10 protein-coding genes and 3 pseudogenes are annotated in these 17,738 nt (G+C 39.5%); 7 read left to right on the top strand and 6 right to left on the bottom strand.

Features of this window, described 5'->3' with window-relative positions; all coding sequences use genetic code 11:
* Positions 1-100 precede the first annotated feature (100 nt).
* The 3 genes from nifJ to EJF25_RS22045 are packed head-to-tail and all read right to left on the bottom strand — an operon-like array spanning position 101 to position 5,410.
* Positions 101-3,658 carry a pyruvate:ferredoxin (flavodoxin) oxidoreductase gene (nifJ, locus tag EJF25_RS22035; protein WP_125042741.1) on the bottom strand — a complete coding sequence of 1,186 codons (3,558 nt, stop codon included), beginning with the start codon at positions 3,656-3,658 and terminating at the stop codon, positions 101-103.
* A 28-nt stretch (positions 3,659-3,686) separates the two neighbouring features.
* Entirely contained in the window at positions 3,687-4,214 is a 528-nt protein-coding gene (locus tag EJF25_RS22040; RefSeq protein ID WP_125042742.1) for a magnetosome magnetite crystal formation protein family, read from the bottom strand.
* 17 nt (positions 4,215-4,231) lie between these two features.
* Positions 4,232-5,410 (bottom strand): ATP-binding protein, encoded by a 1,179-nt coding sequence (locus tag EJF25_RS22045; protein ID WP_125042743.1) that lies wholly within the window; start codon positions 5,408-5,410, stop codon positions 4,232-4,234.
* 162 nt (positions 5,411-5,572) lie between these two features.
* On the opposite strand from EJF25_RS22045, the pseudogene EJF25_RS22050 reads away from it, so the two are divergent.
* From EJF25_RS22050 to EJF25_RS22065, 3 genes and pseudogenes are all read left to right on the top strand, one after another.
* A pseudogene (locus tag EJF25_RS22050) lies at positions 5,573-6,205 on the top strand (hypothetical protein); the annotation flags it as partial.
* A 134-nt stretch (positions 6,206-6,339) separates the two neighbouring features.
* Entirely contained in the window at positions 6,340-7,626 is a 1,287-nt protein-coding gene (locus EJF25_RS22055; RefSeq protein WP_009040242.1) for an IS1380-like element ISBf12 family transposase, read from the top strand.
* A 150-nt stretch (positions 7,627-7,776) separates the two neighbouring features.
* Positions 7,777-8,379: pseudogene (locus EJF25_RS22065) on the top strand (hypothetical protein); the annotation flags it as partial.
* A 515-nt stretch (positions 8,380-8,894) separates the two neighbouring features.
* Here EJF25_RS22065 and EJF25_RS22070 read toward each other — a convergent pair.
* Positions 8,895-10,351, bottom strand: a pseudogene (locus EJF25_RS22070) (glycoside hydrolase family 10-like protein).
* 107 nt (positions 10,352-10,458) lie between these two features.
* Between EJF25_RS22070 and EJF25_RS22075 the strand changes: the two are divergent.
* The 3 genes from EJF25_RS22075 to EJF25_RS22085 are packed head-to-tail and all read left to right on the top strand — an operon-like array spanning position 10,459 to position 12,606.
* Positions 10,459-11,889 (top strand): carbon starvation CstA family protein, encoded by a 1,431-nt coding sequence (locus EJF25_RS22075; protein WP_125042744.1) that lies wholly within the window; start codon positions 10,459-10,461, stop codon positions 11,887-11,889.
* Positions 11,886-12,116, top strand: a complete 231-nt coding sequence (locus EJF25_RS22080; RefSeq protein ID WP_125042745.1) for a hypothetical protein — start codon at positions 11,886-11,888, stop codon at positions 12,114-12,116. Before EJF25_RS22075 ends, EJF25_RS22080 begins: the two co-directional genes overlap by 4 nt.
* 4 nt (positions 12,117-12,120) lie before the next feature.
* Positions 12,121-12,606: an outer membrane beta-barrel protein gene (locus tag EJF25_RS22085; protein WP_125042746.1), complete on the top strand. Its 486-nt coding sequence runs from the start codon at positions 12,121-12,123 to the stop codon at positions 12,604-12,606.
* Between the two features lie 87 nt (positions 12,607-12,693).
* On the opposite strand, the gene uvrA is transcribed toward EJF25_RS22085, so the two are convergent.
* The gene (uvrA, locus tag EJF25_RS22090) at positions 12,694-15,465 is read right to left on the bottom strand and encodes an excinuclease ABC subunit UvrA (protein ID WP_125042747.1); all 2,772 of its coding nucleotides are present in this window, start codon (positions 15,463-15,465) and stop codon (positions 12,694-12,696) included.
* Positions 15,466-15,559: 94 nt separating this feature from the next.
* Between uvrA and EJF25_RS22095 the strand changes: the two genes are divergently transcribed.
* A complete protein-coding gene (locus EJF25_RS22095; protein WP_125042748.1) occupies positions 15,560-17,068 on the top strand; it encodes a glycoside hydrolase family 10-like protein in 1,509 nt (502 codons plus the stop codon).
* A gap of 93 nt (positions 17,069-17,161) precedes the next feature.
* Here EJF25_RS22095 and EJF25_RS22100 read toward each other — a convergent pair whose 3' ends face one another.
* Complete coding sequence (locus EJF25_RS22100; RefSeq protein ID WP_125042750.1) at positions 17,162-17,710, bottom strand: chromate transporter; 549 nt, start codon at positions 17,708-17,710, stop codon at positions 17,162-17,164.
* Positions 17,711-17,738: the final 28 nt, after the last annotated feature.

Consider the following 17,738-nt stretch of genomic DNA (forward strand, 5'->3'; position numbering starts at 1 on the left):
GCTCTTTTGTTTGAGGACAGCCATTTCATAAGACATAAACAAAAAAGGTAGAAATCTGTTTCAAGATTTCTACCTTTTTAATATAAAGGATGATTACTGATTATTCAATGTCTGCACCCCAGTTGCTTTTAGCTAAACGCTTGTAGCTATTATAACGCCACTTAGCATTGTCTTCAGCAGCTTGGAATAATTCAGCAGCTTCAGTAGGATACTGCTTCATTACTGAAGAGTAACGAACCTCATTTTTCAAGAACGGTTGGAATTCAGCCCAATTTGGTTCTTTGCTATCCAGTTGGAACGGATTCTTCCCTTCAGCTTCCAAAGCTGGATTATAGCGCCACAAGTGCCAGTATCCACATGCAACAGCCTTTTCTTCTTCTTCCTGACTCTTACCCATACCTGCTTTCAAACCGTGGTTGATACATGGAGCGTAAGCGATGATCAATGATGGTCCAGGATATGCTTCAGCTTCACGGATAGCTTTCAGAGTCTGAGCTTGGTCAGCACCCATAGCGATCTGAGCAACGTAAACATAACCATAAGTAGTAGCCATCAGACCGAGGTCTTTCTTACGTACACGCTTACCAGCAGCGGCAAACTTAGCAATAGCACCTACTGGAGTAGCTTTAGAAGACTGACCACCTGTGTTAGAGTAAACTTCAGTATCCAAAACAAGGATATTAACATCCTTGCCGGAAGCAATTACGTGGTCAAGACCACCGTAACCGATATCGTAAGAAGCACCGTCACCACCGATGATCCATTGGCTGCGTTTAACAAGATATTGAGTCAGACCTTTCAGTTCTTTGCTATTTGGACAACCAGCAGCAATGCCTTGTTCAATAATAGCTTCAATCTGAGGTGCAAGCTCTTTTGTCTTGTCTGCATCGTTCATATTTTCAATCCATGATTTCAGAACTTCTTTTACTTCAGCAGGAGCATTATCAGATGCCAAAATGTTATTGAATAACTTCACGATACGAGTACGCATCTTTTCATTAGCCAATTCCATACCCAAACCAAATTCGCAGAAATCCTCGAACAATGAGTTAGCCCAAGCAGGACCGTGACCCTTTTCATTCTTAGTATACGGAGTAGAAGGAACAGAACCAGAGTAAATAGAAGAACATCCGGTAGCATTAGCAACCATTTCACGATCACCGAACAACTGAGAAATCAGTTTTACATACGGAGTTTCACCGCAGCCGGAACAAGCTCCAGAGAACTCAAACAATGGAGTAGCAAACTGAGAGTTCTTCACGTTAGCCTTGATATCAACTAAGTGTTGTTTGCTCTTCACTTCTTTAACGCAGTATTCCCAGTTAGATGCTTCTGCTAATTGGCTTTCAAGATGTTTCATAGTCAATGCTTTGCCACCTTTCTTCGGATTACCCGGACAGATATCAGCACAGTTACCACAACCCAGACAGTCGAGAACGTCTACCTGAATGCGGAATGTCATACCATCAAATGCTTTACCTACAGCTTTCAGTTGAGTGAAATTAGCCCCCTTCTGTTCTTCTGCATCGAGTACGAATGGACGGATAGAAGCGTGAGGGCAAACATAAGCACATTTGTTACATTGGATACAGTTTTCTGCATTCCATTCAGGAACGAAAGCTGCAACACCACGTTTTTCATATTGGGAAGTTCCTTGTATCCAAGTACCATCTTCAATTCCTTTGAATGCAGATACTGGCAGCAAATCACCGTCTTGTGCATTGATAGGACGAACAACTTCATTGATGAATGCCGGATCATTGTTTTCAACTTTTGCATCGTCTGGCAGGTTAGCCCAAGCCGGATCAATAGTCAGTTGTTGGTATTCACCGCCACGATCAACAGCAGCATAGTTCTTATTAACAACATCTTCACCTTTCTTACCGTAAGACTTAACGATGAATTTCTTCATCTGCTCAACAGCTTGTTCTACAGGAATTACACCTGTGATACGGAAGAATGCTGATTGAAGAATGGTGTTGGTACGGTTACCTAAACCAATTTCCTGTGCAATCTGAGTTGCGTTGATGTAATATACGGATATATTGTTCTTAGCGAAATATTTCTTCACCTTATTAGGTAAATTCTTAGCGAGTTCTTCATCTTTCCAGATTGTATTCAGCAAGAAAGAACCATTCTTACGCAAACCACGAGTTACATCGTACATGTGCAAATAAGCCTGTACGTGGCAAGCAACGAAGTTCGGTGTGTTTACCAAATAGGTAGAACGGATTGGAGTATCACCGAAACGTAAGTGAGAACAAGTGAAACCACCAGATTTTTTAGAATCGTAAGAGAAATAAGCTTGGCAGTGTTTGTCAGTGTTGTCACCGATAATCTTAACAGAGTTCTTGTTAGCACCTACAGTACCGTCAGCACCTAAACCATAGAATTTAGCTTCGAACATGCCTTTACCACCCAAAGCAATTTCTTCTTCCTGTGGAAGAGATGTGAAAGTAACGTCATCTACAATACCGATAGTGAAGTGATTCTTTGGCATCGGCATAGCCAGATTCTTAAATACTGCGATAATCTGAGCAGGAGTAGTATCTTTTGAGCCCAAACCATAACGCCCCCCAACAATTACCGGAGCATTTTCTGCACCATAGAAACAGTCTTTAACGTCAAGATATAGAGGTTCACCGTTAGCACCCGGTTCTTTTGTACGGTCAAGTACAGCAATACTCTTAACAGTCTTAGGCACAGCAGCCAAGAAGTGTTTAGCAGAGAACGGACGATACAAGTGTACAGCAACCATACCAACTTTTTCGCCATTTTCTACTAAGTGGTCGATAGCCTCGCGAGCAGCTTCTGTTACAGAACCCATTGCGATAATTACGCGTTCTGCATCTTCTGCACCATAGTAATCGAACAAACCATATTTGCGGCCTGTGATCTTATAAATTTCATTCATATATTCTTCTACGGCAGCCGGAACTGTTTCATAGAAGCTGTTGCATGATTCACGATGTTGGAAGAAATGGTCAGGATTTTCAGCCATACCACGAGCAACCGGATTCATTGGATTGAGTGCGCGGGCACGGAATTCAGCTAATGCTTCTTGGTCAATTAGTGGAGCAAGATCCTCGTTTTCCAACATTTCGATCTTCTGGATTTCGTGAGAAGTACGGAATCCATCGAAGAAGTTTACGAATGGTACGCGAGTTTTAATAGTAGCTAAGTGAGCTACACCAGCTAAGTCCATAACTTCTTGTACGGAACCTTCTGCCAACATAGCAAAACCTGTTTGGCGAGTAGACATAACATCTTGGTGGTCACCGAAGATACACAGAGCATGAGATGCTAATGTACGTGCGGATACGTGGAATACGCAAGGCAAGAATTCACCAGCAATTTTATACATGTTAGGTATCATCAGGAGAAGACCTTGAGAAGCTGTATAAGTAGTAGTCAATGCACCAGCTTGTAATGAACCATGAACAGCTCCCGCTGCACCGGCTTCTGATTGCATTTCCTGTACCAATACTGTTTCGCCGAAGATGTTCTTACGTCCTGCGGCAGCCCATTCGTCTACGTACTCAGCCATAGTCGAAGAAGGGGTGATGGGGTAGATAGCTGCTACTTCAGAAAACATATATGAGATATGTGCTGCAGCTTGGTTACCATCACAAGTGATGAATTTCTTCTGTTTAGTCATAACTAAATTAAATATTTAAGTAAATAAATTATTTCAAAAATGGAATGGAAAGCGGGTATTTCCATACTTGTCCGTTCAGTCCCTTGATTCCTCCGATAATAGGAAAAACCAGACATAAAATCCCAATAATAGCACTAACAGGTAAAAGCCAGAATATACTTCCAAAAAGTCCGAATACATTTGAAAGCGCTCCGCTTGCAATTGCAGCAGGAAGACTGGCAACAAATGCTATCACAAATATTATTCCAAAGATAAACCAGGTGATATACCAGTTTAGGATATATTTTCCTTGTTTGTTAATTTGTTCCGAAGAATTTTTTCCCATCGCCCATAGTACGATAGGAATGATCCATCCAACATATGGAACAAGGATCAGAAAGTTCATTAAAGCCAGATAAGAATTTTCCTGCAATCCCATTGGAATCTCTTGGCTAGGACAGGAATTTGTAGTTTCATCTTCTGTGAATAACTTCTGTTTTTCAGTCTCAAATTCCTCTTCAGTCAGTGCACCGGACTGGCGTAGTTTGTTCAATTCATCTAACTTCTTGTAATCCATAATCGTACTTTTTTGTATTAGTATAAGAATCCAAACATCCAGAGAGGTATCTGATTACCACGACCTATTTCTGCCTTATGCAGAGCATAAATCACTTCTGGATTATTTTTTACTCTTGTGCCTTCAAGACAAATTTTGAATGGCATTACTTCATCTACCAGAAATGAAGTGTTTTTATCCCCTTTGTATACCTTATGATCTTTCCATAAAGTATTAACGAAAAAGGTATCGAGTACATCCTGTTCCTCCACTTTAACCGGATAAATAGAATACATCAAGTTAGAGTTGTGCATCATGATCTTTGATGGTTTTTTAGGGAACTCTTCTCCTTTAGGATAAACCAGATTGATGAGGCGTGCATCTGCTAAATACTTGATATAATTCATTACCGTTGCACGGGAAGTCTGTATATCACTGGCCAATTGACTGACATTGGGAGCCTTTGGACCATCGACAGCCAACAAATATAGTAATTTTTTTATCTTTGAAAGATATTTCAGTTCAATTTGTTTGATAAGTAAAATATCTACTTCCACCATCATGTTCATTGTCTTCAATAAATTTTCCGAGAAGTTACGCTTTTCAAGGAAGAACGGGTAGAAACCATGATGAATGTAATCCTGAAGATAATCCAACGGACGGACTTTAGAAAGTACCCCTTTGGCTATTTGCTCATGACTGTTGAGAATTTCTTCAAGGCTATAGGAACGGAATTTCATTCCTGTTTGCAAATTTAGATATTCACGGAAAGAAAAACCACGTAGATTATAGCTCTTAACGATATCACGTAATTCAAGATTTTCTTCTTTCAATCGCATGACAGAAGAACCTGTAAATACAATTTTCAGATTAGGGTATCGGTCGTAGCACATGCGTAGCTCTTTACTCCATTCTGTATGTTTAAATACCTGATCGATCAGTAAGACTTTTCCTCCCCGTTTCTGAAACTCATTAGCAAAGTCTACGAGACTATGTCCCGAGAAATAAAAGTTATTCATATTAATGAATAAACAAGAACGATCGGTTCCGAATTTCTCTTTGGCGTATTGGAGGAGGAAAGTGGTTTTTCCTACGCCACGTGTCCCTTTAATACCAATCAAACGGTCACTCCAGTCGATCTCGTCCATAAGATCGCGGCGAACAGGAGCATTTGTGTGTTCGACAAGGTAAGCGTGTGTGCGATAGAATGATTCCATTTCTGTTCTTTGGTTTTCGGATGGCAAATATACTGCTTTTTTTAGTCTTTGCAAAGTAGAGATAGCAAAAATATGCTTTAGAGCATAAGTTTCTCTATATTGTGAGACTTCCTGATTATTTCCTGTATATATTTGCAGAATAATGTTTTAATCACATTTAAAATGGAGAAAAAGTCACTTTACATCTTTAATCCCGAACATGATTTGGCAATGGCAAGTGGTGAAACGAATTATATGGCACCGGCTTCTGCTCGTCAGATGGCGGCTGATTTGGCTTTGCTCCCTGTTTGGTATGCTGAAAAGGAGGCAAAAGTACTGGCTCCTTCGGCTTATAATATGAACTTTTTGAAGGAAATTCAAGTTCTTTTGGGAGATATGGCACAATTAATAACAGAGCCGGAGGTTGCTGATAGGGCGGAATGGAAGTTCTTTCCATGGGGGTGGGACCCAGCTTTACGAAAGCGTTTGTTGTCGTTGGGGATAGATAGCTCACAATTGCCTTCTGAGGAGTATTTGGCTTCTTTGAGAGATTATTCGCATCGTTCTTATGCTGTGGATTTACTTCCAAAGTTACAGTTGGATGAGTATTTTTGTGGTGAATCATTTTATTTTAAAACACCGGCTGAATGGAAGGCTTTTGTTGAAAGTCAGACAGCTTGTTTATTGAAAGCGCCACTTTCCGGAAGCGGCAAAGGATTAAAATGGTGTAAGGGAATATTTACTTCTTTTATTTCAGGATGGTGTACTCGTGTGGCTGCTTCACAGGGGGGAGTGATTGGGGAACCTATATATAACCTTAATTCCGCAACACTATTATAAATTAAACTTTTTAAGTACCTGAGCAACAAAAAGTTGCTCAGGATTTTGCCATGTCAGAATTTTCACTTATCTTAGTGTTGCAAAAAAAACAAGAGAATCCGACGATAGACATGGCGAAGATACAAATTAAATCTGAGAGACTCACTCCTTTTGGGGGATTATTTTCAATCATGGAGCAATTTGACTCCACATTATCATCTGTAATCGACTCAACCCTCGGTCTAAGGTGTAGATCGTTCGGTTATCAGTACAGCGAAATCATCCGTTCTCTCATGAGTATCTACTTCTGTAGCGGTTCATGTATTGAGGATGTCACTACTCATTTGATGAACCACCTCTCGCTTCATCCGACACTTCGCACTTGTAGCTCTGATACTATCCTCAGGGCGATAAAGGAGTTGACGCAAGAAAACATTTCATACACATCAGATATGGGCAAGACCTACGATTTCAATACGGCTGACACTCTCAATACTTTATTGCTCAATTGTATATTTGCATCTGGCCAACTGAAAGAGGGTGAGATGTATGATGTTGATTTCGACCATCAGTTCATAGAGACAGAGAAGTATGATGCAAAGCCTACATACAAGAAGTTCCTTGGTTATCGCCCTGGCGTGGCGGTTATTGGCGATTTGATAGTCGGTATAGAGAATAGCGATGGTAACACAAATGTTCGTTTCCATCAGAAGGACACGCTGAAGAGGTTCTTTGCGAGATTTGAACAGAATGGGCTCACTATCAATCGCTTCAGAGCTGATTGTGGATCATGTTCCGAGGAAATCGTGGAGGAAATAGAAAAACACTGCAAGTCCTTCTATATCCGTGCTAACCGCTGCAGTTCGATCTACAATGACACCTTTGCTCTCAAAGGCTGGAAAACTGAGGAAATCAATGGCATTGAGTTTGAATTGAACTCTATCCTTGTTGAGAAGTGGAAAGGTAAGGCATATCGACTTGTGATTCAAAGACAGAAACGGATGGATGGTGTGCAGGATTTTTGGGAAGGAGAATACACATACCGTTGTATCCTGACTAACGACTATGATTCTTCCGTAAGAGAAATTGTCGAGTTCTATAACCTTCGTGGAGGAAAGGAACGTATCTTCGATGATATGAACAATGGTTTCGGGTGGGACAGATTGCCCAAATCCTTCATGGCAGAGAACACAGTGTTCCTTCTTCTTACAGCACTTATCCGTAACTTTTACAAGGCCATTATTCAAAGACTTGACGTAAAGAAGTTCGGGCTCAATGCAACAAGTCGCATAAAAGCGTTTGTCTTCAGGTTTATCTCTGTACCAGCCAAGTGGATCAGGACATCAAGGCGGTATGTGCTGAACATCTATACCTGTAATAATGCTTACGCAGATGTTTTCCAGACTGATTTTGGATAATGCCTACAACTTATGGGAATGATATTGTGTATTGCCTCAAGTCACATTGTGGGGTAAGGGGATATTGTAGGCAGAAGTGGGTGCTTCAAGTTCAAATTATCTGCAAATTCAGTAATGAGAGGACGTGTAAACGCAATAAGGACGTTCAAGGGCTTAGTTGCGGATTTGAGGTATAATAAGGTGATTGACTTTGCTATGGAATTCCATTCTGATGGAAAAGGGAAAGTCAGATTTGCCGGATATTCTGTTTTCCATACAGGTGGGAGTGGTATGTATGCGGGCAATGAACTTCTTTCAGATGAAGATCTTTTGCATAAATTGTCAGGCTATGTGCCATTGGAAGAATTACTTCAGTTACGAAATCGTTTGAATGAAGAATTGACAAATCTGTTTGGTCATCTGTATTGTGGTTATCTTGGAGTAGATATGATGATTTGTCATTTCCCGAATAAATGTCCTGTTTATCGGATTCATCCATGTGTAGAAATTAATTTGAGAATGAATATGGGAGTGATAGCTCGTTTTCTGGCAGACCGTTATTTGTCTTCCAAAGCAGAAGGTATATTTCAAATTGCTTATTATTCTGAGGTAGGGATAGCTCTGAAGGAGCATGAGCGAATGATTGCTGCTTTTCCTTTACATGTAGAAAATGGACGTGTATGTGACGGTTATTTGCCTTTGGTACCTGTGACGTCTCGAAGCCGGTATCGTGCTTGGATAGAAGTTACTGATAAAGTTTCCGGAATGAAGTGAGCCGATGTGATTTTTTTATGGTGTTAACCGCATGTTGATACATAGATTAACTTATTGTCATTGAATTGAGTGGTTTAATCTATGAGAAGTTTGTATTCAAACTATTCGATCTTTTTTTAAAATTATAAAGGTGTTTATTTTAAACATTACGATCTTTTTATTTCAAGTATATCACTTAGGTGAGTCTAGTATAATAAGTATACAACTTATATAGGACAATTCTGTCAGAGATATACTTCATCCAGTCAAGTCTATTACATCATTTGGACAACTCAAGTACAAGTTTTTAGGAAAGAAACGGTGAATTTGTTTATTTGAAAACAGATAAACTGTTCGTCATGTTTTATGATATATTTCTATATATCAGTGAGATAATATGAAAGAACTTCTTTCTGACTGTTTTCGCTTGGGTAAGCGTCTTGTGTCTGTACGTCATTCATCCCTTCAAAAAGATGACGCAATGTATGTGCTTGAATCATAGTGGAATATGCTAAAATATGACGATGACGAAAGTCTTATTTACTTCCTTGCACAGCTTTGCTTTCGTTGCCATATCGGTCGATTGCAGTGATAGCGAAATACTTTTTTGCATTCCAAGGTAGGATGGGGGCATAGATATAACTCGTTTCACGAACATTTTGAGATACAATATTTTTAGGGTTATTGATATCTACCGGGAATTCATTTGAAGCATAAATTATATACATCGGTTTATTTCGGTGATCATTGTCTGTAGCTTGTTTCCAATTCAGTTCTGTATATCCGTAATCAATAGTAGTGATTTTCAAATCTGAAGGAGCGGATGGAGGAATATTATCCAGCCAAGGCATGGGTGGTTGTAAAGCTGGGTAAGCATAGAAATTTTCAATGAGTTCATCATATATTCCTTGCGTGTTGTCCATCAGATATTTTACTCTGTAATGTCCTTCTCCCGCCATCTTCTGACTACGTATGAAATTGATCTGACGATCTACTTCATCGCGGGTCCAATTCCCTTCGTCGGGATGAAGGAAATAAATGCCAAGACCCGGAATAATTTGTCGTCCGTTACTTTGTTCTTGCCAGTCGAGAGCAAAAGGATAGAAACTGTTACCCTGAAAATACATCATTGGATATATCTGGTCCTGAATTCCTTCTCCGAGCCAGCCTTGCGGATCCTGATAGACAGTATAAAAAGCATTCCATCCTCGTGAGGAATAGCGTGATGTATCTCGGTACTTGCCGACAGGACAGGTGCTGACCTTTACCCAGGGTTTCATTGCTTTAACCCCTTTATATATATATCTTACGATTTCGGATATATTGTCTCTCCGCCACTGTTCTAATGTACGGCCTTGGTGATATCGTTTAAAATCATATCTATCTGGGAAAAGAGGAGCATTTTCCGGGTAACGCAGATAGTCGAAATGGACACCGTCCACATCATAATTTCCTACTACTTCCCGTACCAATTTCATTAAATACTCTTTAGTTCTCGGATGACCTGGATTTAAAAATATTCGTTCTTGTAAGAAACACAGATATCTTTTGTTTTTTTAGTTACAGATTGATTACCAAGAGAAGCAACATGTTTTTTATTACCTAAAGGGATTGATACCATCCAAGCATGGCATTCCATACCTCTTTTGTGGCATTCTTCGATTGCAAAAGCTAAAGGATCGTATCCGGGATTTCCTCCAACTTTTCCAGTCAGTATGGAATTGAAAGGTTCGATGGCTGAAGGATATAAAACGTCACCACGTGTACGTGTTTGAAATAGAACCGTGTTAAAGTTGGCCGTTTTCAATTTATCAAGAATATCTACCAATTCTTCCTTCTGCAGACGAATCGTTTGTGGATTCGTAGCCTTTGTGCGAGGCCAATCCAAGCCATATACAGTTGTAAGCCAAGCGGCACGAACTTCAAATTTAGGTTGCGCCATGGTGAAAATGAAGGGAAACAAAAGTAAAAGAATGAAAATAAATCGGTGCATATTCCTTATTTTTTGTCTTAATTCCCTGCAAAGTTAGTAAAAGTGTCGGTATTGTTGTGTGATTTCGTGAGATTATGTTACATTTGCGACAGTTAAAATAACACGCCATGATTACATTTACTTTGTGCCTGCTAGCGTTGATAGTGGGCTATTTCACATACGGGCGTCTGATGGAACGTATTTTTGGTCCGGATGACCGTAAAACTCCGGCTCTTACAAAAGCCGATGGGGTGGATTATATTCCATTACCTACTTGGAAAATATTCATGATTCAATTCCTTAATATTGCTGGGTTAGGTCCGATTTTCGGTGCTATCATGGGAGCTAAATTTGGAATCTCTTCCTATTTATGGATTGTATTGGGGAGTATCTTTGCAGGTGCAGTTCATGACTATTTTGCAGGAATGTTGTCTTTACGTTACGGTGGTGAAAGTCTTCCTGAAATAATAGGTCGTTATTTGGGACTAACTACCAAACAGATTATGAGAGGATTTACAGTTCTTTTAATGATTTTAGTAGGTGCTGTCTTTGTAGCAGGTCCGGCTGGATTATTAGCCAAACTGACACCTGAGAGCCTGGATGCTACGTTTTGGATCATAGCAGTCTTTATTTATTATATTTTAGCAACGTTGCTTCCAGTCGATAAGATTATTGGTAAAATCTATCCGATCTTTGCGATTGCTTTACTTTTTATGGCAGTTGGCATCTTGGTGATGCTTTATGTTTATCATCCGGCGTTGCCGGAACTTTGGGACGGATTGCAGAATACCAATCCAGAAGCGGATAAACTTCCTATTTTTCCTATTATGTTTGTCAGTATTGCTTGTGGTGCAATTTCCGGCTTTCATGCTACACAAAGTCCGTTGATGGCACGTTGTATGACATCAGAGCATCATGGACGTCCGGTATTTTATGGAGCAATGATAACCGAAGGTATTGTAGCTTTAATTTGGGCTGCTGCCGCTACTTATTTCTTTCATGAGAATGGGATGGAAGAAAGTAATGCTTCTGTGATAGTAGACTCTATTACTAAAGGATGGTTGGGGACTATTGGAGGTGTGCTGGCTATTTTAGGAGTAATTGCAGCCCCCATAACTTCGGGAGATACAGCATTCCGTTCCGCTCGTTTGATTGTGGCTGATTTTCTGGGACTGGAACAAAAGAGTATGCGTCGTCGTTTGTATATATGTATTCCAATGTTTGCTGTAGCTATTGGGTTACTTTTATATAGTTTACAAGATGCAAATGGATTTAATATGATATGGCGTTATTTTGCCTGGGCTAATCAAACACTGGCTGTATTTACGTTATGGGCAATAACGGTTTATCTAGCGGTTTCAAAAAAGCCTTATTGGATAACGTTGATACCTGCTTTGTTTATGACGTGTGTTTGTTCTACTTATATATGTATTGCGCCCGAAGGCTTAGGACTTTCGCATATGCTTTCTTACTATATCGGCATTAGTTGTGTAGTGATTGCTATTATTTGGTTCTTTGTATGGCTTGGGCGACAAAAGACAGGAAAATTATCAGAATGAAGAAAATAAGAAAATCAACAAAGGTTGCAATAGCATTCCTTATTTATGTATCAGTAACGGCTGCTTATCTGTTGCCTCGTAATACGGAAGTTAGCAATACAGAAAAATGGCTTACAGTGGCAGTGTCTTATGGCATTGTATTACTTCTATGGTTAGTGCTTCGCAAAAAAGAACAGATGCGCGAACGCCGAAATAAAGACGAACAATCTATTCACTCAAAAAAGTAAATTCATGAAGAAATTAGCTTTAGCTATTTGCCTATTGGTCGTTTCAATGACTGCGCAGGCACAGTTTGAAAAAGGAACTACGATTATTAATCCTTCTGTTTCCGGATTGGATTTTTCGTACAGTAAAAATGATAAGGCAAAATTTGGAATTGGTGCACAAGCCGGTACATTTCTTGTCGACGGTATCGCATTGATGGTAAATCTCGGTGCCGATTGGTCGAAACCGGTGGATGAATATACAATAGGTACAGGAATGCGATTTTATTTCAATAAAACCGGTGTCTATCTAGGTGGTGGACTTGATTGGAACCGTTTTCGTTGGAGTGGTGGAAACCATCAGACCGATTGGGGATTAGGTATAGAAGCTGGATATGCTTTTTTCCTTTCCCGTACGGTAACGATTGAACCTGCCGTTTATTACAAATGGCGTTTTAATGACAGCGATATGTCTCGTTTTGGAATTAAGGTAGGATTTGGATTCTACTTTTAAATGAAGAACTAATAATGAAGAATAAAGAATTACTTTGCAGCATAGTTTATTCTTTATTCTTTATTCTTCATTATTAGTTCTTCATTTTTAATTGAGCTTTTCTTTTAGGAATTGTCCCGTATAGCTTGCTTCACAGGCAGCAACTTCTTCAGGAGTACCTACTGCTACAATATTTCCGCCTTTATTTCCGCCTTCCGGTCCCAGATCAATAACATAATCTGCGCACTTAATAACATCCATATTGTGTTCAATGATTACAATACTGTGTCCGCGACGGATCAAGGCATCGAAAGCATCCAATAGTTTGCGGATGTCGTGGAAATGCAATCCGGTAGTAGGTTCGTCAAATATAAACATAGTCGGATCTGCCTTTTCTTGGCTTAAATAGAATGCTAATTTCACACGTTGGTTTTCACCACCAGATAGAGTTGAAGAGGATTGTCCTAGTTTTATATATCCTAGACCTACATCTTGTAAAGGGAGAAGTTTTTTCACGATCTTTTTTTGTCCGTGTTCGGTAAAGAACTCAATAGCTTGATTGACTGTCATTTCCAATACATCATAAATGTTCTTATCCTGAAACTTAACTTCTAATGTATCAGATTTGAATCGCTTCCCATGACAAGATTCACACTCCAATACTAAGTCTGCCATAAATTGCATCTCTACGGTAATAGTTCCTTCACCTTTACATTCTTCACAACGTCCCCCTTCACTGTTGAAACTAAAGAATCCGGCGGTATATCCCATTTGTTTGGCTAAAGGCTGATCTGCCCATAGCTTACGAATCTCATCGTATGCCTTGATGTAGGTAACCGGATTTGAACGCGATGATTTACCTATTGGATTCTGGTCTACAAATTCAATATTTCGTAAATCCTGTATGCTACCCCCTATAGAAGAAAATTCTCCGGGACGATCACTACATTCATCAAGTTCACGTTTTAATGCACGATAGAAGATATCACGTACTAATGTACTCTTTCCAGAACCGGAAACACCTGTAACGACTGTCATTACATTTAATGGGAAGCGTACATTAACTCCTTTCAGATTATTTTCACGTGCCCCTTTCAGCTCAATATAATTATTCCATGGACGACGATGCTTAGGAACAGGGATTTCTTCTTCTCCTAACAAATAGCGTACTGTATAACTATTACTACCTTTTTTCAAGTCCTTCATATCACCTTGATACACGACTTCTCCTCCCAAACGTCCGGCATTGGGACCAATATCTATAATGTAATCGGCAGCACGAATGATTTCTTCATCATGTTCTACCACTACAACGGTATTTCCTAATTGCTGTAGCTGGCGCAATACATGAATCAGACGATCTGTATCGCGGCTATGTAAGCCAATACTTGGTTCATCAAGAATATAAAGACTGCCGACAAGGCTGCTTCCCAGTGAGGTCGCCAAGTTTATACGTTGGCTTTCACCTCCGGAAAGTGAATTACTAAGCCGGTTTAATGTCAGATATCCTAATCCTACATCAATTAAAAAGCGGATACGACTATTGATTTCAATCAGAATACGACGTGCTACATTGCTATCGTGTTCATTCAATTGCAGATGATCAAAAAACTGTTTTAAATCCGTAATCGGTAAGTCTACTAATTCAGAAATATTCTTTCCATCCACCCGCACATATCCGGCTTCCGGTTTCAGACGTGTACCATGACATTTTGGACAGAGCGTTTTACCCCGATAACGAGCTAACATAACACGGTACTGTATTTTATATTGACTCTCCTCTAGCATCTTGAAGAAATCATTGATACCGTGAAAATATTGATTTCCTTCCCATAAAATTCGCCGTTGTTCGTCTGTCAGTTCGTAATAAGGAGTGAAAATCGGGAAATCAAATTTATCCGCATTGTGAATTAGTTCTTCTTTCCATTCTCCCATTTTCTCACCTCGCCAACAAACGATAGCACCTTCGTAGACGGATAAAGAACGGTCCGGCACTACCAAATGTTCATCAATACCGATCACTTTACCAAATCCTTCACATACCGGACAGGCTCCGATAGGAGAATTGAAAGAAAACATTTGGTCATTAGGTTCTTCGAAAGTAATGCCATCCGCTTCGAATTTGGTACTAAAAGTATGTAGTTGTGTTGTTCCAGTTGATAGATAGAAACGTAGTATACAAGTACCGTCACCTTCATACATTGCAGTTTCTGCAGAATCTGTTAGTCGGCTAATAGCATCTTTGCTACTAGCTACAGCCATACGATCTACTAAAAGATAAACGTCATCCCCTTTTGTATAGTTATACTCATCAATGCGTTTCATTTCACCATTTACTTCTACTCTGTTGAAACCTTGCTTCTGGTCTATCTCCAGTTGCTGCTGTAAAGTACGGTTTTCGCGAAGTCTTATAGGAGTCAATACAGTGTATCTGGTTCCTTCGGGATAAGATAACATACAATTGACAATATCCTCAGTCGAATGTTTCTTCACCTCCTGACCGCTGATAGGGCTATAAGTCTTTCCGATGCGGGCATAAAGCAGGCGTAAATATTCATAGATCTCAGTAGAAGTGCCTACAGTAGAACGTGGATTTCGACTGTTTACTTTCTGTTCAATGGCAATGGCAGGAGGAATTCCTTTGATAAAATCACATTCAGGTTTACTCATTCGTCCCAGAAACTGGCGTGCATAACTGCTGAGACTTTCTACATATCGACGTTGTCCTTCTGCATAGAGGGTATCAAAAGCAAGCGATGATTTGCCTGAACCTGATAATCCTGTAATAACGACAAGTTTGTTACGGGGAATATCTACATCGATGTTTTTAAGATTATTAACCCGTGCTCCCTTGATTGAGATATATTTGTTTTCTGACATAAAATACTCCTTTTTTATGGTAGTCGGCAAAGTTAACGAATTTATCGAGAGTTTGTATTATCTTTGCGTCACATTATTATGATTTAAGAACATTATGAATCTGAAAAATTATCTTTTCTTTTTAGCTTTTCTTCTGGCTGTAGAAGTTGGGGCACAGGTGCCTTCGGGAAATAAATATCCCAAACGAGAGTTTCGTGCTGCATGGATACAAGCTGTAAACGGGCAGTTTCGTGGTATTCCTACAGAGACATTGAAGCAGACATTGATTAGCCAGTTGAATTCGCTTCAGGAAGCGGGTATCAATGCGATTATCTTTCAGGTACGCCCCGAGGCCGATGCTTTGTATGCTTCCCAATATGAGCCGTGGAGTCGGTTCCTGACAGGTACTCAAGGACAGATGCCATCTCCCATGTGGGATCCGATGCAGTTTATGATTGAGGAATGTCATAAACGTAATATGGAGTTCCATGCTTGGATTAATCCTTATCGTACAAAGACTTCATTGAAGAATCAGCTTGCTCCTACACATATATATAATGAGCATCCTGAATGGTTTGTTACTTATGGTGACCAATTGTTTTTTGATCCGGCATTACCTGAAAGTCGTGAGTATATTTGTAAGATTATTACTGATATCGTATCGCGTTATGATGTAGATGCTATCCATATGGATGATTATTTCTATCCTTATCCAGTCAAAGGACTTGATTTTCCGGATGATGCAAGTTTTGCCCGTTACGGTGGCGGTTTTAATAATAAGGCTGATTGGCGTAGAAGTAATGTCAATATATTGATTAAAAAGATTCATGAGACAGTGCGTGGAGTAAAACCATGGGTGAAGTTTGGAGTAAGCCCATTTGGTATTTACCGTAATCAGAAGTCCGATCCGCTGGGTAGTAACACAAATGGATTGCAAAATTATGATGATTTGTATGCAGACGTTCTGTTGTGGGCACGTGAAGGATGGATTGATTATAACATTCCACAAATTTATTGGGAAATAGGTCATAAGGCTGCCGATTACGAGACATTGGTTAAATGGTGGGCAAAACACTCAGAAAATCGTCCGTTATTTATAGGTCAGTCTATAATGAATACAGTGCAGAATGCTGATCCTCAAAATCCTTCTATCAATCAGCTTCCGCGAAAGATGGCATTACAACGTGCCTACCAGACTATTGGAGGAAGTTGCCAATGGTATGCAGCTGCATTGGTTGAAAACACAGGTCAATATCGGGACGCTTTGATACAGGAATATCATAAATATCCGGCTTTGATTCCAGTATTTGATTTTATGGATAACAAAGCTCCCGGTAAAGTTCGTAAAGTGAAAAAAGTATGGACCGAAGATGGTTATATCCTTTTTTGGACAGCACCGAAAGCAGATACAGAGATGGATAAAGCAATTCAATATGTAGTTTATCGTTTTGGATCGAAAGAAAAAGTAGATGTTGAAGATCCTTCGCATATTGTAGCTATTACCCGCAATCCTTTTTATAAACTTCCATACGATGACGGGAAAACAAAATATCGTTATGTAGTGACAGCTTTAGACCGTTTGCAAAACGAGTCAAAATCTGTTAGCAAAAAAGTAAAGCTGTAAGAAGATAAAGGACTAAAAATAAAGAATGAAGAATAACTATGCAGCAGATAGCACAGCCAATTCTTCATTCTTTATTTTTAGTCCTTCATTTATTTAGTAAAGCAGTAATCCAGCTATCCCGCAAGCAATAATCATTAAAATAGGATTAGCCTTATACTTTCGGGTTCCAATGAAAGTAACCAAAAAGATAATGATACTGATAACAAATGAGTAAGTATCTTTTGTTGGTGATCCAAAATTCTCTGTATTCATCAGAACCAAAGCTGCCGAAGCTAATAACCCGACCACTGCCGGACGCAAACCATTGAAGATTGATTCTACTACTGGATGCTTCTGATATTTTAAGAAGAATTTACTGATTGTCAGCATAAGGATAAAGGACGGAAATATTACAGCAAATGTTGCAATAATAGATCCCCAGATACTACCAGTAGCAGTAAAACCTACATAAGTAGCTGCATTGATTCCGATTGGCCCGGGGGTCATTTGGCTAATAGCAACAATGTCTGTGAACTCTTGCGAACTTAACCATTCATAGCGGGTTACTACTTCTCCCTGAATCATTGAAAGCATAGCATAACCTCCTCCAAAGCCAAACAATCCTATTTTGAAAAAAGTATAGAATAATTGAATATATATCATGCTTCTAATTACAAATTATGTGTTTTAA

Source organism: Bacteroides faecalis (assembly GCF_003865075.1).
In the GTDB taxonomy this organism is placed as follows: domain Bacteria; phylum Bacteroidota; class Bacteroidia; order Bacteroidales; family Bacteroidaceae; genus Bacteroides; species Bacteroides faecalis.